Consider the following 18,855-nt stretch of genomic DNA (forward strand, 5'->3'; position numbering starts at 1 on the left):
GAGGGCTTCCGCCCGGCACGCCGAGAGCACGCACCATACGCCGCGGGGCCCGCCCTCCGGGCGGACGACGGGACTTTGCGGACACGACCTAGCGGCCCGTACCCGCGTCAGTGGGCGCCACCCGCCCCGCGCAGCCACCGCCACACCGTCGGTGCCGCGCTGACCAGCACGGTCAACAGGATCGCCGCGACCACGCCCTGCCAGGGCTCGTCGAACAGCGAGCCCCCGAGGATCCCGATCAACTGGTACGTCACCGCCCAGGCCAGGCAGGCGGGAAGGTTGCCGCGGGCGAAGCGCCGCATCGGCCACTTCGCCAGCAGGCAGGCCAGCATCACCGGAAGCCGGCCGGCCGGCACCAACCGCGACAGCACCAGCACGGCCACGTCGTGGTCGGCGAGCTTGCGCTGGGCCTGCGCGAGCCGGTCCTCGGGGGCGCGCGAGCGGATCGCCTCCAGCCAGCGCGAGCCGTTCTTCGAGCCCATCCCGCGCCGCCCCAGCCAGTACAGCGTCACATCGCCGAGGAAGGCGGCCGTCGACGCCGTCACGAACACCAGTGCCAGCGAGAACGGTGCCGTCTGGTGGAAGGCCACCACCGCCGCCGAACTCACCAGCGCCCCCGTCGGCACGACCGGCACCAGCGCCCCGATCAGCACCAGCAGGAACAGCGACGGATAGCCGAGCGCCTGCTGCGTGGACTCGGTCGGCAGCACCGTCGTGGTGACCGCCAGCACCGTCACCGGCTCACCTCCGGACGCACGCTCTCCCCGTGCGCCAGCCGGTGCACCGACACGCCGGGCGCGCGCTCCGCCGCGAGCCGCGCGAACTCGTCACCGGGAGCGTGGAACTCATGGGGGCGCACGGCGTCCATGCCGATCGGCCAGTACGTGCCGTAGTGCACCGGCACCGCACTGCGCGGCGCGAGCCGGGCGAGCGCCTCGGCCGCACGCCCCGCGTCCAGGTGGCCGTCACCGAGATACGGTCCCCAGCCGCCCACCGGCAGCAGCGTCACGTCGACCGGACCGACCTCCTTCGCCATCGACTCGAACAGGCCGGTGTCACCGGCGAAATACGTACGTGCCTCGCCCTCGATGACGTATCCGAGGGCGGGGGAGCGGCGCGGACCGACGGGAAGCCGGCGCCCGTCGTGCCGCGCGGGCACGGCCCGAACGGTCAGATCGGCCACCGGCGCCACGTCCCCGGGCGCCATCTCCGTGATCCGCAGATGTGTGAGCCGGCGCAGCGCCGGCACCGAGCGGAGCGCGCCCCGGGGCACGAGCAGGCGCGTGCCCTGCTCCAGCCTGGCCAGGGACGGCACGTGCAGGTGGTCGGCGTGCAGATGGGAGACCACGGCGACCTGCGCGCGCCAGGCGCCCGGCGGAGGCACCGCGCCCCGGCGGCGGCGCAGATGCGCGAGCCGGCGTGCGAACAGGGGGTCGGTCAGGACGCGTACGTTCGAGTCGGCGACCGTGCAGGTGGCGTGCCCCCACCAGGTGATCTCCACCGGCACTTCTTTGCCTCCTTCGCGCGACTCCCCGAAGCGTACGGGCTGGAGTAGGGTCGGCGGCGAAACCCGGAGGTGAGGGGGACGCCATGGGGTCATCCGTAGTGCGCGTGACGGCGATCGCCAGTCTGACGCCGCTCGAAGAGCTGGACGCCGACCCCTTCCTGGTGGACTCCCGCAGCCAGCACGCGATGTGCGCCCGGTGGGCCGCCGAACACGGGTACGTCGTCGCGCGCGAGCTCCTGGTGCGCGCGCTGCGGACGGACCACAGCATCCTGTGGGAGGGCGTGCGCCCCGGCCTCGACCTGTTCGTGGCCCCCAGCCGCAGAGTGCTTGGCAGCGCGCTGTCGTCCGTCGAGGAGTTCACCGCGGAGTGCGCGCGGCGCGGGGTCCGCGTGGAGACGGTGGGGCACGCGGAGCCGCTGTACGACGCGCAGATGAAGGCCCGGGTGCACCGGAGGCTGTCGATGCCGACCGCCGGTTACGACGGGCGCTGACGAGCCCGGCCGGCGGTCCCCGCGGACTCGCGCGGGCGGGCCCGGATCCGAGGGGACAAAGGGAACCGGTCGGGCGCGCACCCCGTTGTGACAGGGTGGGGTGCGCAGAGGTCTGCGCGTGGCGGTGAGCCGGGACGTGAGGTGGGCTGGGCGTGCGAGAGGGGCGGTGGCGGCGGGTCGCCAGTCAGATCGGGCGGAGCGTCGCCGTGTGGGCCGTCTCCACCGTGACCATGCTGGTGCTCGCCGGGATCCTGCCCGACTTCCAGCTCCAGTCGGCCGACGACGACAGCGCCACCGATCTCGCGGTCACCGCGGCCCTCGGCGCCGGCGCCTTCGGTCTGCTGTCCGCGCTGGTGTGGCCGCTGCTCGTCCGGCTCCTGCTGCTGGTGCCCGCCCTCGTGCTCGGCCTGCTGGTGTTCTTCCTCAACGGCTCGCTCCTCATCGTCGCCCTCAGCCTGGTCCCCTCCGGGGACAGCGCGGCGGCCCCGGAGACCGCCGTCATCGTCGCCGCCGTGATGTCCGCAGTCGCCTCCGCCACCGGAGCCGCCCTCGCCGTGCGGGACGACGACACCTACCGGCGCCGCCTGTACCGTCTCGCCGACCGCCGCCGCAGAGCCCTGCCGCCCGGCCCGTCGAGTCCCGGGACCGTCTTCGTCCAGCTCGACGGCGTCGGCCACGACGTCCTCCTGGACGCCGTCGGCAAGGGTCTGATGCCCACCGTCGCCCGCTGGCTCGGCGACACCCCCGGCACCGGCGGCGCACGGCCCACCCACCGGCTCACCCCGTGGCGCACCGACTGGTCCAGCCAGACCGGCGCCAGTCAGCTCGGCATCCTGCACGGCAGCAACCACGACGTCCCCGCCTTCCGCTGGTACGAGAAGGCGGCCCGCGAGGTCATGGTCTGCAACCGGCCCACCAGTGCCGCCGAGCTCCAGCGCCGCGCCGTCGACCGCACCGGTGACCCCGGGCTGCTCGGCGCCGACGGAGCCAGCCGCGGCAACCTCTTCAGCGGCGGCGCCGGCGAGCAGGCACTCGTGCTGTCCATCGCCACCAGGCGCCGCAGCCGCGAGAACCGCTCCCGGGCCGGTTACTTCGCCTACTTCTCCGACCCGGCCAACGCCGTGCGCACCGCCCTGTCCTTCACCGCCGAGGTCGGCCGCGAGATCGGCCAGTCCACCCTGGCCCGCGCCCGCAAGGTCCGCCCACGCGTCTCCCGGGGCGGCCTGTACCCCCTCGTGCGGGCCTTCGCGACCGTCGTCGAGCGGGATGTCGTCGTCGCCGCGGTGATGGGTGACATGCTCGCCGGACGTGCCGCCGTCTACGCCGACCTCGTGGCGTACGACGAGGTGGCCCACCACTCCGGTCCGTTCAGCCGCGACGCCCAGAAGGTCCTCGAACGCCTCGACCGGGCGCTCGCGTCGATCGAGAACGTCGTCGAGCACGCGCCCCGGCCGTACCGGATCGTCGTGCTCTCCGACCACGGCCAGAGCCCCGGCGAGACCTTCCGTGCCCGCTACGGTCTCGGCCTGGGCGACCTGGTGCGAGCCGGCTGCGGGCTGCCCGTGCCCCGCAGGGCGCGGCGCACCCGCAGCGGCGCCGAGGCCCGCGCGGCCGTACGGGCCGCCCTGCACCGGCCCGTCGAGGAGGGCGGCGACCAGTACCGACTGCAGGGCCGCCGCTCCGAGCCGATCGTGCTGGCCTCCGGCAACCTCGGCCTGGTCTCCTTCCCGGACGTGCCGCACCGGATGACCAAGGAGGAGATCGACGCCCGCCACCCGGCCCTGCTCGGCACCCTCGCCAACCATCCCGGCGTCGGCTTCCTCCTGGTACGCAGCGAGCGGCACGGCGGTGTCGTGCTCGGCGCGTACGGCGCGGAGATCCCGCTGGACCGACTGGAGGAGGATCCGGGGCCGCTGAAGCTGTTCGGTCCGGGCGCCGCCGACGCCGTACGGCGTACGCACTCCTTCACCAACGCCGCCGACATCATGGTCAACTCCGCGCACGACCCGGCCGACGGCGAGGTCCTCGCCTTCGAGGAGCAGATCGGCTCGCACGGCGGACTCGGCGGCGCGCAGGGCAAGCCGTTCCTGCTGTCACCGCTCGCCCTGTCCGCGCCGGTCGACGACGGGGAGGATCTCGCCGGGGCCGAGCACGTCCACCGTGTGCTGCGGCGCTGGTTGCACGAGTCGAACGGGCCCCAGGTGCCGGTGGCGACGGAACCGCAGGAGCGGGCCGCCTGAAAATCGGCTGCGTCCCCGAGGCCCGGGGCACACACTGTTCGAGTCGAACCCCCTCGAACACCCCCAAGGAGCCCCTGCCTTGCAGGCAGCCGTCACCGTCACGCCCGCCCGTGTCCCCGAACTCCTCCTCGGCCTCGCCACCGTGCGGCCGGTCTTCCTCTGGGGCGCCCCCGGCATCGGAAAGTCCTCCCTGGTCAGGGACTTCGCCGAGTCGCTGGGGCTGGAGTGCGTGAGCCTGCTCGGCACCCAGCTCGCCCCGGAGGACCTGATCGGCGTCCCGCAGATCCGCGACGGCCGCTCGGTGTTCTGCCCGCCGGAGGCCATCGCCCGCGACGAGCCGTACTGCCTGTTCCTGGACGAGCTGAACGCGGCCACCCCGGACGTGCAGAAGGCGTTCTACTCGCTGATCCTGGACCGCCGTATCGGCAGCTACGAACTGCCCAAGGGGTCGATCGTCGTCGGCGCGGGCAACCGCGCGACCGACAACGCCCTCGCCCGCCCCATCGCCTCCGCGCTGGTCAACCGCCTCACCCACGTCCATCTGGAGGCGTCCCCCAAGGACTGGCTGACCTGGGCCGGGAACAACGGCATCCACCCCTGGATCCTGGACCACCTCACCGACCGGCCCGACCACCTGTGGTCCAAGCCGCCGAAGACCGAGGAGCCGTTCTCCACGCCCCGTTCCTGGCACATGCTCTCCGACGCCCTGCACTCCTTCGGCCGCGACCTCGACGAGGAGACGCTGAAGGTGATCGCGCACGGCACGCTGACGCCGACGCACGCCACCGCGTTCTGCGGTTACGTCAAGATCGTGCGCAGCCGGTTCGGCATCGAGGCGATCCTCAAGGGCGACGCCCGCTGGCCGCACCGCACGGAGGACCGCGACCTGCTGTACTACCTCGCCGAGTCCTTCCGCGGGCGCCTCGTGAAGGAACTGCCCGTCAGCAAGGAGCACATGTCGGCGAGCGGCCGGCAGACCGCGTACCGGGCCAAGTCGCTGCTGGTGCAGCTCGCGGAGATCTCCGTCGAGGTCGCCCAGAGCGTCATCGCCTCCGACGCCGACGGCAACCCCGTCCTGCCGTCCTGGTTCCTGGTGGAGGCGGCCCGGGACATGCCGCGGCTGGTTCAGGCGCGTCGATGAGCCGCACTCCCGCCAACCGGTCTCCCGCGAAGAAGAAGCGGGATGTCGCGGCCGAGGCGTTCGCCGAGGGCATGCGGCTGGTACGGGCCAACCCCGCGCTCGGCGCCGTCGAGTTCAGCGTCTGCCGCGACGAGAAGTGCGACACGGCACCCCGGGACGGACTCGTCCGCGTCTCCTCCAGCGGCACCCTGCACGCCCACCCCGCCCGCGTCGCCGATCCCGCCGTCTGGGCGTGGTCGATCGCGCACGCCGTCCTCCACCTCGGCTTCGGCCACGTCCCGGCGGCGAAGGGGGAGCGCGAGCAGCCCGACCGGTACGACCTCGCGGCGCGCTGCGTGGTCGTCAACCGCTTCCTGCTGTCCTTCCCGCTGGGCCGTCCCCCGGACGACCATCCGCTGACCTACCCGGACGGTGACGAGGAGCGACTCGCCGCGCACTGGCGGCGGGGCGGGCTCCCGGCCGTGTACGAGCGCTGCGGCACCGCCGGAGCCGAGCCCGACCAGCTTCTCGTGGAATGGCGCGGCTGGTACGGGCAGCCCCCGGACCACCAGCTGGCCTTCGCCAACGCGCTGACCCGCACCGTCTCCACCGCGATGGACATGGCGGGCGGCCGCCGCGACGCCATGGACGGCGAGCCGGTCAAGAAGCGGCCCTGGCAGTGGGCGCTGGAGTGGTTCATCACCTCCTACCCGCTGCTCGGCGGCATCGCGGCCGGCATCAAGCTGGTCGCCGATGCCGAACTCGCCCGCGCGCACGGCATCGCCGTCGCCGCCGTCGACGCGGAGGCCGGCGAGATCTACATCAACCCGCTGCGGACGTTCGAGGACGAGGAGTGGCGGTTCATCCTCGCCCACGAGATGCTGCACGCCGCCCTGCGGCACGGCGACCGCTGCGGCGGCCGCGACCCGTACCTGTTCAACGTCGCCTGCGACTACGTCATCAACGGCTGGCTGCGCGAGATGCAGGTCGGCGAGATGCCCCAAGGGCTGCTGTACGACGCGCAGTTCGCCGGGCTGTCCGCCGAGGAGGTGTACGACCGGATCGCCGGTGACCTGCGCCGGATCCGCCGGCTGGCCACCCTGCGCGGCAAGGGCGTCGGTGACGTCCTCGGCGCGCCGCTCGGCCCGCCCGGCGACACGTGCGACCTCGACGGGTTCTACCGCCGCGGCCTCTCGCACGGCCTGGACCTGCACCAGCAGCAGGAGCGCGGCTTCCTCCCCGGCGGCCTGGTCCAGGAGATCCGCGCCCTCAGCCATCCACCGCTGCCCTGGGACGCCCGGCTGGCCCGCTGGTTCGACGAGTTCGTGCCGCGCCCTGAGCCGCTGCGCTCCTACGCCCGCCCCGCGCGCCGCCAGGCGTCCACGCCCGACATCCCGCGGGCGGGCCGCTGGTACCCGCCCGAGGAGATCGCCCGCTGCACCTTCGGCGTCGTCCTGGACACCTCCGGCTCCATGGACCGGGTGCTGCTCGGCAAGGCACTGGGCGCCATCGCCTCCTACGCGGCCGCCCGGGACGTACCGGCGGCGCGGGTGGTGTTCTGCGACGCGGCGCCGCACGACGCCGGGTACGTGCCGGTGACCGAGATCGCGGGGCGGGTACGGGTGCACGGGCGGGGCGGCACGGTCCTGCAGCCCGGGATCGACCTGCTGCAGCGCGCCGACGACTTCCCGCCGGGCGCGCCGGTGCTGGTCATCACGGACGGCTGGTGCGACGTCCTGCGGGTGCGGCGCGAGCACGCCTATCTGGTACCGCGGGGTCGTAGCCTGCCGTTCACCCCCCGTGGACCGGTCTTCCGGGTGCAATGAGGGCGAGTGTGATCGGATGGGGGACACGGGCCCGAACACGGGACCACCGTAGGTATGTCGAAGGGATTCATCGTGGCAACCACGCGCTCCGCACACACCGTGTGGGAAGGCAACCTGTTCCAGGGCAACGGCGTCGTCTCCTTCGACTCCTCCGGCAGCATCGCCCAGCAGCCGGTGACGTGGGCGTCGCGCGCCGAGGAGGCGAACGGCAGGACCAGCCCGGAGGAGCTCATCGCCGCCGCCCACTCCAGCTGCTACTCCATGGCGTTCTCGAACATCCTCGACAACGCCGGCACCCCGCCGACCAAGCTGACCACCTCCGCCGACGTGACCTTCCAGCCCGGCGAGGGCATCACCGGGATCCACCTCACCGTCGAGGCCACGATCCCGGGCATCTCGGAGGAGGACTTCCAGGCCAGGGCCGAGGACGCCAAGGTCAAATGCCCGGTCAGCCAGGCGCTGAAGGCGGTTCCGATCACGCTGTCGGCCAAGCTGGGCTGAACCGCTCCCCGCCCCTCTTCCAGGGCGCGGGACCGGGGGCTGAGCGGCCGCTCAGCCCCCGTTTGGCACCCGCCCGCCAGGTCACTCGTCCCATTGACAAGAACCCGCTCGGGTTTTGTGCTGGAGTCCAAGGGGCGCCCTGGCGGAAGGGGACAGCGATGGCACGCGCGGTCGGGATCGATCTGGGGACGACGAACTCGGTGGTGGCCGTCCTGGAGGGCGGGGAACCCACGGTGGTCGCCAACGCCGAGGGAGCCAGGACCACACCGTCGGTCGTGGCCTTCGCCAAGAACGGCGAGGTCCTCGTGGGTGAGGTCGCCAAGCGGCAGGCGGTGACCAACGTCGAGCGCACCGCCCGCTCCGTGAAGCGGCACATGGGCGACGCGAGCTGGCGCTTCCCGGACCAGGGCGACATCGACGGCACCCGCTACCGGGCGCAGGAACTGTCCGCCCGGGTGCTGCAGAAGCTGAAGCGGGACGCCGAGTCCTACCTCGGCGAGGACGTCACCGACGCGGTGATCACCGTCCCCGCGTACTTCGACGACGCCCAGCGGCAGGCCACCAAGGAGGCCGGTGAGGTCGCGGGCCTGAAGGTCCTCAGGATCATCAACGAGCCCACGGCCGCCGCCCTCGCCTACGGCCTCGACCGCGGCGAGGAGCAGACCGTGCTGGTCTTCGACCTCGGCGGCGGCACCTTCGACGTCTCGCTGCTGGAGATCGGCGACGGCGTCATCGAGGTCAAGGCGACCAACGGTGACACACACCTGGGCGGCGACGACTGGGACCAGCGGATCGTCGAGCACCTGGTGAAGAAGTTCAAGGGCCAGTACGGCATCGACCTCGCGGGCGACAAGATGGCGCTGCAGCGGCTGCGCGAGGGCGCCGAGAAGGCCAAGATCGAGCTGTCCAGCTCCTCCGAGACCACCATCAACCTCCCCTACATCACCGCCTCCGCCGAGGGCCCGCTCCACCTCGACGAGAAGATGACCCGCGCCCAGTTCCAGGAACTCACCGCGGACCTCCTCGACCGCTGCAAGACCCCCTTCCACCAGGCGGTCAAGGACGCCGGCATCAAGCTCTCCGCGGTCGACCACGTGATCCTCGTCGGCGGCTCCACCCGGATGCCCGCCGTCACCGACCTCGTCAAGGAACTCACCGGCAAGGACCCGCACAAGGGCGTCAACCCCGACGAGGTCGTGGCCGTCGGCGCGGCGCTCCAGGCGGGCGTCATCCGCGGCGACGTCAAGGACGTCCTGCTGCTCGACGTCACCCCGCTGTCCCTGGGCATCGAGACCAAGGGCGGCATCATGACGAAGCTCATCGAGCGCAACACCACGATCCCCACCCGCCGCTCGGAGATCTTCACGACGGCCGCCGACAACCAGCCGTCCGTCGGCATCCAGGTCTACCAGGGCGAACGTGAGATCGCCGCGTACAACAAGAAGCTCGGCGTCTTCGACCTCACCGGGCTGCCCCCCGCGCCGCGCGGCGTCCCGCAGATCGAGGTGGCCTTCGACATCGACGCCAACGGGATCATGCACGTCTCCGCCAAGGACCTGGCCACGGGCCGCGAACAGAAGATGACGGTCACCGGCGGCTCGGCGCTGCCCAAGGACGACATCGACCGGATGATGCGGGAGGCGGAACAGTACGCCGAGGAGGACCACCGCCGCCGCGAGGCCGCCGAGACCCGCAACCAGGGCGAGCAACTCGTGTACCAGACCGAGAAGTTCCTGCGTGACAACGAGGACAAGGTCCCCGCCGACATCAGGGCCGAGGTCGAGTCGGCGATCACCGACCTGAAGCGGCAGCTGGAGCAGAACGCCGAGACGAACACCCTGCGCACCGGCATCGACAAACTCGCCGAGGTCAGCCAGAAGATGGGCCAGGCGATGTACGCCCAGTCCCAGCAGACCCCGACCGACGCCGGCACCGGCACGCACCCCGGCCCGGAACAGACATCGGCGCAGGACGACGAGGGCGTGGTGGACGCGGAGATCGTCGACGACGACAAGGACACCAAGGGCGGAGCCGCCTAGGAAGGTGAGGTACGGCAGCACGCCGAGCAGAGCGTGGTCATGAGCGCGCTCCCGGGTGTGCGGTCGGCAGCGTGGCGCACACGGCGTCCAGGACGGTCGCGTACGGCGTGCCGAAGCCGGTGAGTCGGGAGCGCAGTCGCTCCAGCGCGTCGCGGTGCTCCAGCAGGAGGTCGAGGTCGCCGGTGCGGGCCGCGAACTCCAGGACCGCTGGCAGGAAGTCGGGCAGTTCCTCGCCGGTGAGTTCCAGGCCGTACGCGCGGTAGACGTCCTCGAAGCGGAGCCGCGACAGGCCGCGCAGCCGGGTGTTCCCGTCGGTCCACCAGCTCAGGTACAGGCTGTGACGATCGTCCAGGTCGAAGACCTCGACGTAGTGCGCGGCCAGTTCACCGGGCGCGGTGACGGCCGCGTGGTCGGTGAACTCCCGCAGCTGCGGGGCGGCTTCGCGCAGCAGCGGCAGCCTGGCGCGGAAGTCGTCGTCGGGATAGGTCAGGCAGAGCGCGGCCGCCTGGTAGAGCACCTCGAAGGAGGGCATCAGGCCTCCTCGGTCTCGGCTGTGCGGGTCACGGCGGGGTCCGTCTCGTCGGCGGTCCGTCGCCGACGCAGGGCGTGGAAGTTCTCCACCGGCATCAGCGGCAGCAGCGTGCGCCCCGAGTCCTGCCCGGAGGGGCCGTCCCCGCCCATCCCCGGCCCGCCGTAGTAGTCGAGGCTGCACCCTTGCGGCAGCGCCGACTCCTCCAGCCGCCGGGCGTCCCCGACGGCGGCCGTCGGGATCACGTACCGGTCCTCGTCCGCGGCGAGTGCCAGCAGCCGGTACATCTCCTCGATCTCGTGCACCCCCATGCCGACCGCGGCCGACACGGAGAGATCGGGCTCCTCACCGAGGTTGATCGCCCGCATGTGGGAGCGCATCGCGGCGAGCTTCGACAGCGAGGCCCGCACCGGCCCGACGTCACCGGCCGTGAACAGCTCCGCCAGGTACTCCAGGGGGATGCGCAGGCTGTCGATCGCGCCGAAGAGGTTCTGGGCGTCCTCACCGTCGTGCCCGGTCTCCGTCAGCGCGTCCACCACCGGGGACAGCGGCGGGATGTACCAGACCATCGGCATCGTGCGGTACTCCGGATGCAGCGGGAGCGCCACGCGGTACCTGCTGATCAGCGCGTGCACGGGGGATCGGCGGGCCGCCTCCATCCAGTCGTACGGGATCCCCGCCTCGTCGGCGGCGCGCTGCACGGCACGGTCGTGGGGGTCGAGGAACACGCCCAACTGGGCTTCGTACAGGTCCTTCTCGTCGCGCACGGACGCGGCCGCCGTCACCCTGTCGGCGTCGTACAGCACCACCCCGAGATAGCGCAGCCGGCCCACGCACGTCTGTGAGCACACCGTCGGCAGCCCGGCCTCGACGCGCGGCCGGCACAGCGTGCACTTCTGGGCCTTGCCGGTGCGCTCGTCGAAGTACACCTTCTTGTACGGGCATCCCGTCACGCACATCCGCCGGCCCCGGCACCGTTCCTCGTCGACGAGGACGATGCCGTCCTGCGCCCGCTTGTACATCGCCCCCGACGGGCACGCGGCCACGCAGGACGGGTTCAGGCAGTGCTCGCAGATGCGCGGCAGATGGAACATGAACGTCTGCTCGAACTCCGACCGCACCTTGTCCGAGACCTGCCTGCGCGCGCGCTCGACCAACGGGTCCGGGTCGCCCTGGGCCGGTGCGCCGCAGGTGTCGTCGCCCGGTGGGGGATCGGTGAGGTGCCCGCCGCCGTACGCCCAGGGCTCGTAGTAGTCCTCGGGCTGCGGGAGTTCGGGGTGGGAGAAGATCCCGGCGCGCCTGCGGATCCGGCCGCCCGCCTTCAGCCGGAGCGCGCCGCGCCGGTTCAGCTCCCAGCCGCCGCGCCATCGTTCCTGATCCTCGTAGCGGCGCGGGTAGCCCGCTCCGGGGCGGGTCTCGACGTTGTTGAACCAGATGTGTTCCATGCCCCGCCGGTTGGTCCACGCCTGCTTGCAGGTGACCGAGCAGGTGTGGCAGCCGATGCACTTGTCGAGGTTCATCACCATCGCGATCTGGGCCGTCGGACGCATCAGTACTCGACCTCCTGGCTGCGGCGGATCACCGTCACCTCGTCGCGCTGGTCGCCCGTCGGGCCCGGGCAGGGGAACGCCCAGGACAACCGGGCGTAGCCGCCGACGAGATGGGACGGCTTGAGGAGCAGGCGCGGCGGCGAGTCCTGGACGCCGCCGTGTCCGCCGGTGGCCCCGGTCCGCGGGGCGGCGGCGGTGCGCTCGCGCGCGTGCTGCACGTAGACCGTGCCGTGCGGCATCCGGTGCGCCACGACGGCCCGGGCGACGACCACGCCGTCGCGGGTGACCGCCTCCACCCGGTCGTCGTCGGCCACGCCGATCGCCTCGGCGTCCTGCGGGGACATCCAGATGGCCCGCCCGCCCCGGGACAGGGCGAGCATGAACAGGTGGTCCTGGTACTCCTGGTGGATCGCCCACTTGTCGTGCGGCGTGAGGTGACGCACCGCCACCTCCGGTCGGCCGTCCGGGGCGAGGCGCGGCTCGCCGAACAGTTGCCTCCGGTCCAGCGGTGGCCGGTAGACCGGGAGCGCCTCACCGATCTCGTGGATCCAGTCGTGGTCCAGGAAGAAGTGCTGGCGGCCGGTGAGGGTGTGCCAGGGCTCCGGGCATCCGGTGTCGTGGGCGCAGTCGGTGCGGTGCCGGCCGCCCGGCTCGCTGCCCGACCACCGAGGCGAGGTGCCGGACAGGGCGTGGACGCTGTTCGCGGCCTTCACGGCCGAGTCGAGCAGGGGGCGGCCGTCGGCCGAGACACCGTTGGACCGCCGTAGGAACTCGACCTCCTCGTCGGGGCGAAGCGTGTTTCCCCCGGCGGACAGACCGAGTTGCTCCACCAGCGGGCCGAGCGCCGCGAACCTGGCGCCGATCGCCGTGTAGTCGCGTTCCACGACGGTCAGGTTCGGCAGGGTCCTGCCGGGCACGGGCGCGCACTCCCCGCGCTTCCAGTCCAGGACGACGCCGCCCGGCTGGGCGGTCTCGTCCGGCGTGTCGTGCTGGAGCGCAGTCGCCACCAGGTCCTTGCGCACCCCCAGACGGCCGACGGCCAGTTCGCTGAGCCGCTCGGCCAGCGCCTTGAACACGTCGAAGTCGGTGCGCCCCCGAGAGGGCGGATCCGCGGCCGGGGAGGGGGAGTCCACGAAGGGGTCCGGGTCCGTACCGGGCAGGTCGTGCCCCTCGTCCCAGGTGGCGGAGGGCAGGACGACGTCCGACAGCAGCGTCGACGACGTCTGCCGGAAGTCCAGCGACAGCAGCAGGTCGAGCTTGCCCTCCGGTGCCTCGTCGCTCCGGGTCGCCTCCCCCGGCGGGACATCCCCGGCGGCCTCCTCGGCCCGCCGGGACGACTGCGTGCCCAGCAGGTCCCGGTGGACGTGCTCGCCGCCCTGCGCCGACGAGCCGAACGGGTCGGACCGCCACAGCGTCAGCACCCGCGGCCAGTTCCGCGGCGCGTCCGGGTCCTCGCAGGCGAACTTCAGCGTTCTCGCGCGCAGTTCGGCCACCACCCGTGCCACCTGGTCACCGAACACCTCGCCCAGCTCCAGCGGATTGCGGTCGAAGGTCGGATACGACGGCAGCCACCCCGACCGGACCGAAAGGGCGAGGCAGTCCGCGCCCGTCATCCCCCGGAAGCGGTCCCGACCGAGCGGCGAGGCGAGCGCGTCGGCCGCGCACCGGTCGTGGCGCCACTGGTCGGTGTGGAGGAACCAGTACGCCGTGCCGGCCATCCGGCGTGGCGGCCGGGACCAGTCCGACGCGGACGCGAGCGTCGCCCAGCCGGGCCCCGGGGCGCACTGCTCCCGGACCCCGCATAGCGCCCAGCCGCCGCCGCTGCGGCCCTGGCAGCCGGTCAGCTGGAGCAGGGCGAGACAGGCCCGGACGATCGTCTCGGAGTGGAACCATCGGCTGGTGTCGGCGCCCGTCAGAATCATGCAGCGGCCCCGCGACCGCTCCGCCGTCCGCGCGAACTCCCGTGCGACCCGCACGCACGTGGCCGCCGGGACGGACGTGTGGGCCTCCTGCCAGGCGGGTGTGCCGGGCGCGTCGGCGTCGTCGTACGACTTGGGCCAGTGGCCCGGCAGTCCCGGCCGCGCCACGCCGTACTGGGCGAGCAGCAGGTCGAAGACCGTGGTGACCAGCGGCCCGGCGACGCCGCCGAGCCTCGTCGCCGGGACACCCCGCCGTACGACGGCTCCGCACCCCTGGCCCGGCGCCCCGCCGTCGGTGTCGAAACGGGGCAGCAGCACCTGCACACCGGCGGCGACCTCACTGCCGTACAGGCTCAACCGCGGTGTCGTGTCGCCGAGTTCGAGGTTCCACCGGCTGTTGCCCGACCTGGTCCGGCGAAAGCCCAGCGAGCCGTTCGGGACGACCGCCCGGCCCGAGACCTCGTCCAGCACCACCGTCTTCCACTCGGCGCTCTCGCCGCGCTGCCCGAGGTCCGAGGCGCGCAGGAACTTCCCCGGGACGCAGGAGCCGTCGCGCTCCTCCAGCGTGACCAGGAACGGCAGATCGGTGAACCGCCGTACGTAGTCCGTGAAGAACGGTGTCTCGCGGTCGACGAAGAACTCCTTGAGGACGACGTGCCCCATGCCGAGGGCCAGTGCGCCGTCCGTGCCGGGTCGCGGGTGCAGCCACTCGTCGGCGAACCTGGCGCCGTCGGCGTGGTCGGGGGCGACGGCCAAGACCTTCTGGCCCCGGTAGCGTGCCTCCGCCGCCCCCCGCGCGTCCCGCGCACGGGTCACCGGGACGTCGCAGCCCCACATCATCAGATACACCGCGTCCCACCGGTCACCCGCCTCAGGCGGGTCGGGGTGGTCGCCGAACACCTGCGAGGAGGCGACTTGGAGGCCGGCGTACCCGTCGTGGAACGACAGCACGGGCGCGCCGATGAGGGCGTGGAAGCGGGCGCCCGCCGCGTGCGACACCGTCGACATCGCGGAGGCGGGGAAGCAGCCGGCGATCCGGTCGGGGCCGTGGCTCCCGATGGTGTGCACGTATGCCGCCGCGACCAGCTCGACGGCCTCGTCCCAAGTCGCCCGGACCAGACCGGCCTTGCCGCGGGCCCGCTGGTAGCGGCGGCGGCGCTCGGGGTCGTTCTGGATGTCCGCCCACGCCAGGACGGGGTCCCGCAGGCGTTCCTTCGCCTCCCGGTACAACTCCAGAAGCACCCCGCGGACGTACGGGTGACGGACCCGCGTGGGGGAGCAGGTGGACCAGGAGAGGGCGTCCTCCTCCCGCCCGCCGGCCGGCTCGACGCCGTGCGGACCGGGCGCGGGCGTGCCGGGCCGGAAGAACCTCCCGGCCTCCAGCAGCGCCGCGCCCGGCTCGGCGGGCGGAGCGGGCGGTATTCGCGTGTCGGTCACAGGCGCTCCCTTGCTTGCCCAGGGCCCTGGTCCCGAACCTAGGGCGGAGCGCGGGAGCGCACCCCTTCACGGCACCCGTACGGGTCAGACCTTGCGGGCGACCCCCGCGTACACGGGCACGATGCCCTCGGCCTGGGCGGCCACGTCCACCGGCTCGGGGCGCCAGCCGTGCACGGGGATCACGCCGGGGCCGAGCAGTTCCAGACCGTCGAAGAAGCGGGAGAACGCGGCGAGCGACCGGGGGAAGAAGGGGGTGCCGCTGCGCCGGAAGTGGTTCGCGGCCTTCTCGACGGCCTCGGGGCTCAGGTCCGGGGTGACCTGGGAGAGGATCAGGTAGCTGCCCGGGGCGAGCGCCGCGACGTACTGGCGGAGCAGCCCGTACACGTCGTCGCCCGCGGGGTCGTCGCTCAGGTAGTGGGTGAGCGCGACCAGCGACAAGGCGACCGGTTCGGCGAGGTCGAGGGACTCCCGGGCCCGGCCCAGCAGGGTGTCGATGTCACGGACGTCCGCCTGCACGTAGTCGGTGCGGCCCTCCGCCGACCCGTGCAGCAGCGCCTCCGCGTGCCGCAGCACGATCGGGTCGTTGTCCGCGTACACGACCTTGGACTCCGGTGCCACGGCCTGCGCCACCTGGTGCAGGTTGGGCTCGGTGGGGATGCCCGTGCCGATGTCCAGGAACTGGCGTATCCCGGACTCGGCGGCGGTGCGCACCGCCCGATGCATGAACCGGCGGTTGGCGCGTGCTCCCCGTAACACCGTGCCGTCCACGGCGAGGATTCTGCGAGCCAGCTCCTCGTCCACCGGGTAGTTGTCCTTGCCGCCCAGCCACCAGTCGTACACACGGGCCGGGTGCGGTCTGCTGGTGTCGACGCGGGTGGACGTGGCGTCGGGTCCGGTCATGCGGAATCTTCTCCTCGGGATGCGTCGCGGTCGTGCACAGGTCGCCGGCCGGGGCCGGAAGGGTCGCCGTACACCGGTCAGAAGTCCTCGCGGCGCTCCCGCAGGATCTTCTTCGTGCGCTCGGCCGACGCGGCGGCCGTCGACATGTGGTCGAGGACCTCCAGATGCGCCGCGACCTCCTTGCGGGAGTCCAGGTACAGCGCGCCGGAGAGGTACTCGGTGTAGACCATGTCGGGCAGTTCGGGCTCGGCGAAACGGAACAGCGTGAAGGGGGCGTAGGTCCCCGGGTGCGGCCCGGAGGCGAACTCCGCGATCTGCAGGGTGACCCGGTCGCGCTCGGCGAACTCCAGCAGCTTGTCCAGCTGGCCGCGCATCACCTCGCCGCGGGCGGCCACCGGACGCAGCAGCACCGTCTCGTCCATGATCACCCACAGGTGGGGCGGGTCGGGCCGCTCCAGAAGCCGCTGCCGCCGCATGCGCAGCGCCACGTGCCGCTCCACGGTCTCCGGCCCGCTCTGGCCGATCGTCCCGGCCTCCAGCACGGCACGGGCGTAGGCCTCCGTCTGGAGCAGGCCCGGCACGAAGTGCGGCTCGTAGGAGCGGACGATGCGGGCGGCGCCCTCCAGACTCACGTACAGGCTGAACCAGTCCGGGAGCACGTCGTGGAACCGCTGCCACCAGCCCGGCTGGTTGGCCTCCTCCGCCAGGTCGACGAACGCGGCCGCCTCGTCCTGCGGTACGCCGTACGTCTCCAGCAGCACCTGCACGTAAGGGATCTTCAGCGCGACCTCGGCCGTCTCCATGCGCCGCACGGTCGCCGCGGCCACCCGCAGCACGCGTGCCGCCTCGTCACGCCCCAGCCCCGCCGACTCCCGCAGCTCCTGCAGGCGCTTACCGAGCACCACCTGGCCCACGGTGGGCGCGGGCCGCCGCTCACTCACGCCACGCCTCCCCTACGCGCCGAAAGTACGGGTGCAGTGTGCCACGTTCCCGCGTAAGTGCGAACGTGCCGTCCGGTACGGCCCGTTGCCGCCGGGGCCCGTGCGACGGCGGCGCGGGCCCCCTGCCTCACGGCCGTGGCAGGAGACCGCGGCCCCGGCGGGCGCCTGGCGTTCCGCGGTGGCGGAGCCGGAGCGCGAGAGCTCAGCAGCGCCGGCACGACGGCCGCCGGCGCCGGGGCGGCGAGGGACCGGCCGCTGCCTCAGGGGGCGGTGACCGCGGTGCGGTGCATGCACCGGCCCCCTCTCGTCGTGGTGTGCGGTCCCGGGCCGGCAGGTCAGGGCTCGACCAGGCCGGCGCGGATGGCGTACCGGGTGAGTTCCAGACGGTCGCGCAGCCCGAGTTTCTTCAGCAGGTTGGCGCGGTGCCGCTGGACCGTCTTGACGCTGCGCGAGAACCTGCACGAGCAGCGTCTGTTCCGCCAGGAGCAGGTGCGGCAGCTCATCGGGCCCGTCACCGCCCGCGCCGAGGACCGGCTCCGGCGGCGCGCCGCCTCGCAGATCGAGGTCCACGTCAAGCTCGCCGCCTCGGCCCGGGTGGTCCTCACCGACGTCGAGGCGGCCCTCGCCCGTATGGACGAGGGCTCCTACGGCCTGTGTCACCTCTGCCGGCGCGCCATCGACCGGGAACGGCTGATGATCGTGCCGCAGGCCCGCTACTGCGCCCGCTGCCAGCAGGTCAGGGAGGCGGCCCGGTGACCGGCATCCGGCCTTCGCGCACCGACGCCGCCCGGCACCGGATGCGGCCGGTGTGCCGGCGCTGCTGCGGCGTCGCCCTCGACATGGGCAGCGGACGCACCCGCGCCTGGATCGCCGGCAAGGGCGTGACCGTCGACGTCCCCACCGTGACCTTCCCCGGCTCCGACGGCGGCCCCACCCCGCCTCTCCCCGGCGCGGGCGGCGGGCCCGCCCTGCCCCACCTCGGCGCGGGCGGCATACCCGCCCCGCCCCACCCCGGCACCGGCGCGGTGTACCCCGTCCGACGCGGAGCCATCGTCGACACCCCGGGGTGCGCCCGGATGCTGCACCGTCTGCTGGGCCCCCGCCTGCCCCGCATCACCCGCCCCGTGGTGGTCGTCGCCGTTCCCGTCCTGGGCGGCGCCGCCTACCGTACGCAGGCGCGGGCCGCGGTGGACGTGCTGCGACCGCGCGGCGTCCTGACCGTACCCGGCGCCCGGTGCGTCGCCCTGGCCGCCGACGCGGACCTGTCGGGGCCGTTGCTGGTGGTGGACATCGGTGCTCAGCTCACCGAGGTGGTCCTGCTGTGCGACGGCGCCGTCACCGACGCGCGCCGCGCCGCCCTGGGCACGGGTGACCTGGACGAGAGCACGCAACCGGAGCGGATCGCCGACGTGGTGGTCTCGATGCTGCGGCAGCAGCTGCAGGATCGCGACCGCGATGCTCCGCCAGGACCGCACCTCGCTCACCTCCGACGCCCTGCGGCGCGGCGCACTCCTGGCCGGCGGGGGCGCCTTGCGTCCCGAGATCACCCATCGCCTGGTCGGCCGGCTGCACGCACCGCTGTACGTGGTCCCGCGGCCGCACACCGCTGCCGTCCGCGGTGCCGCCACGCTGCTGCGCGCCGCCCGCGCCCACCCCTCCCTGTCCGGTACCGTCCGGCCCGCCACCTGCCCCCACCAGCTGCATTGATCACGCCGGCGTCGCGGGGCCTTGCCTGGGGTGCGGTGCGGAGGCGTCGGCCACCGCTGCCGGGTCGTCGCCCGCATTACCTCCCGGGTAATCGACCCCGTCACGGGTGCGCGGGATCGTTGGGGCACCGGGTTCCGGGGCGGCGCAC

At 73.0% G+C, this 18,855-nt stretch carries 14 protein-coding genes and 2 pseudogenes; 8 read left to right on the forward strand and 8 right to left on the reverse strand.

Annotation, left to right across the window (positions count from 1 at the left end; genetic code table 11):
• Positions 1-107: 107 nt before the first annotated feature.
• Both ACWCPI_RS31195 and ACWCPI_RS31200 read right to left on the reverse strand, forming a co-directional pair.
• Positions 108-737 (reverse strand): DedA family protein, encoded by a 630-nt coding sequence (locus ACWCPI_RS31195; RefSeq protein WP_451041303.1) that lies wholly within the window; start codon positions 735-737, stop codon positions 108-110.
• A complete protein-coding gene (locus ACWCPI_RS31200) occupies positions 734-1,507 on the reverse strand; it encodes an MBL fold metallo-hydrolase (RefSeq protein WP_451041304.1) in 774 nt (257 codons plus the stop codon). The genes ACWCPI_RS31195 and ACWCPI_RS31200 overlap by 4 nt, the downstream gene beginning before the upstream one ends.
• An 83-nt stretch (positions 1,508-1,590) precedes the next feature.
• On the opposite strand from ACWCPI_RS31200, the gene ACWCPI_RS31205 reads away from it, so the two are divergent.
• The 6 genes from ACWCPI_RS31205 (at position 1,591) to dnaK (ending at position 9,724) form a co-directional block, all read left to right on the forward strand.
• A complete protein-coding gene (locus ACWCPI_RS31205) occupies positions 1,591-1,998 on the forward strand; it encodes a hypothetical protein (RefSeq protein ID WP_451041305.1) in 408 nt (135 codons plus the stop codon).
• 206 nt (positions 1,999-2,204) lie between these two features.
• The gene (locus tag ACWCPI_RS31210; RefSeq protein ID WP_451041419.1) at positions 2,205-4,238 is read left to right on the forward strand and encodes a phage holin family protein; all 2,034 of its coding nucleotides are present in this window, start codon (positions 2,205-2,207) and stop codon (positions 4,236-4,238) included.
• 79 nt (positions 4,239-4,317) lie between these two features.
• Positions 4,318-5,379, forward strand: coding sequence for an ATP-binding protein (locus tag ACWCPI_RS31215; protein ID WP_451041306.1), 1,062 nt, complete (start codon positions 4,318-4,320; stop codon positions 5,377-5,379).
• The gene (locus tag ACWCPI_RS31220; RefSeq protein ID WP_451041307.1) at positions 5,376-7,184 is read left to right on the forward strand and encodes a vWA domain-containing protein; all 1,809 of its coding nucleotides are present in this window, start codon (positions 5,376-5,378) and stop codon (positions 7,182-7,184) included. Before ACWCPI_RS31215 ends, ACWCPI_RS31220 begins: the two co-directional genes overlap by 4 nt.
• A gap of 72 nt (positions 7,185-7,256) precedes the next feature.
• Positions 7,257-7,685 carry an OsmC family protein gene (locus ACWCPI_RS31225; protein WP_451041308.1) on the forward strand — a complete coding sequence of 143 codons (429 nt, stop codon included), beginning with the start codon at positions 7,257-7,259 and terminating at the stop codon, positions 7,683-7,685.
• A 158-nt stretch (positions 7,686-7,843) separates the two neighbouring features.
• On the forward strand, positions 7,844-9,724 hold the full coding sequence (dnaK, locus tag ACWCPI_RS31230) for a molecular chaperone DnaK (RefSeq protein WP_451041309.1): 1,881 nt from the start codon (positions 7,844-7,846) through the stop codon (positions 9,722-9,724).
• Positions 9,725-9,761: 37 nt separating this feature from the next.
• On the opposite strand, the gene narJ is transcribed toward dnaK, so the two are convergent.
• From narJ to ACWCPI_RS31260, 6 genes and pseudogenes are all read right to left on the reverse strand, one after another.
• Positions 9,762-10,256 (reverse strand): nitrate reductase molybdenum cofactor assembly chaperone, encoded by a 495-nt coding sequence (gene narJ / locus ACWCPI_RS31235; RefSeq protein WP_451041310.1) that lies wholly within the window; start codon positions 10,254-10,256, stop codon positions 9,762-9,764.
• Positions 10,256-11,803: a nitrate reductase subunit beta gene (locus ACWCPI_RS31240; RefSeq protein WP_451041311.1), complete on the reverse strand. Its 1,548-nt coding sequence runs from the start codon at positions 11,801-11,803 to the stop codon at positions 10,256-10,258. Before ACWCPI_RS31240 ends, narJ begins: the two co-directional genes overlap by 1 nt.
• Positions 11,803-15,159, reverse strand: a complete 3,357-nt coding sequence (locus ACWCPI_RS31245) for a molybdopterin-dependent oxidoreductase (protein WP_451041312.1) — start codon at positions 15,157-15,159, stop codon at positions 11,803-11,805. The genes ACWCPI_RS31240 and ACWCPI_RS31245 overlap by 1 nt, the downstream gene beginning before the upstream one ends.
• Positions 15,160-15,243: 84 nt before the next feature.
• Complete coding sequence (locus ACWCPI_RS31250) at positions 15,244-16,059, reverse strand: SAM-dependent methyltransferase (RefSeq protein WP_451041313.1); 816 nt, start codon at positions 16,057-16,059, stop codon at positions 15,244-15,246.
• 77 nt (positions 16,060-16,136) lie between these two features.
• Positions 16,137-17,000, reverse strand: coding sequence for a helix-turn-helix domain-containing protein (locus ACWCPI_RS31255; RefSeq protein WP_388808099.1), 864 nt, complete (start codon positions 16,998-17,000; stop codon positions 16,137-16,139).
• Positions 17,001-17,335: 335 nt separating this feature from the next.
• Positions 17,336-17,446 (reverse strand): annotated as a pseudogene (locus ACWCPI_RS31260) (LuxR C-terminal-related transcriptional regulator); the annotation flags it as partial.
• On the opposite strand from ACWCPI_RS31260, the gene ACWCPI_RS31265 reads away from it, so the two are divergent.
• Together ACWCPI_RS31265 and ACWCPI_RS31270 are read left to right on the forward strand one after the other, a co-directional pair.
• Positions 17,439-17,756: a TraR/DksA family transcriptional regulator gene (locus ACWCPI_RS31265; RefSeq protein WP_451041314.1), complete on the forward strand. Its 318-nt coding sequence runs from the start codon at positions 17,439-17,441 to the stop codon at positions 17,754-17,756. The pseudogene ACWCPI_RS31260 and the gene ACWCPI_RS31265 sit on opposite strands and share 8 nt — an antisense overlap.
• Positions 17,753-18,707 (forward strand): annotated as a pseudogene (locus ACWCPI_RS31270) (rod shape-determining protein). Before ACWCPI_RS31265 ends, ACWCPI_RS31270 begins: the two are co-directional and overlap by 4 nt.
• Positions 18,708-18,855 lie beyond the last annotated feature (148 nt).

The organism is Streptomyces sp. NPDC001920 (assembly GCF_053594495.1).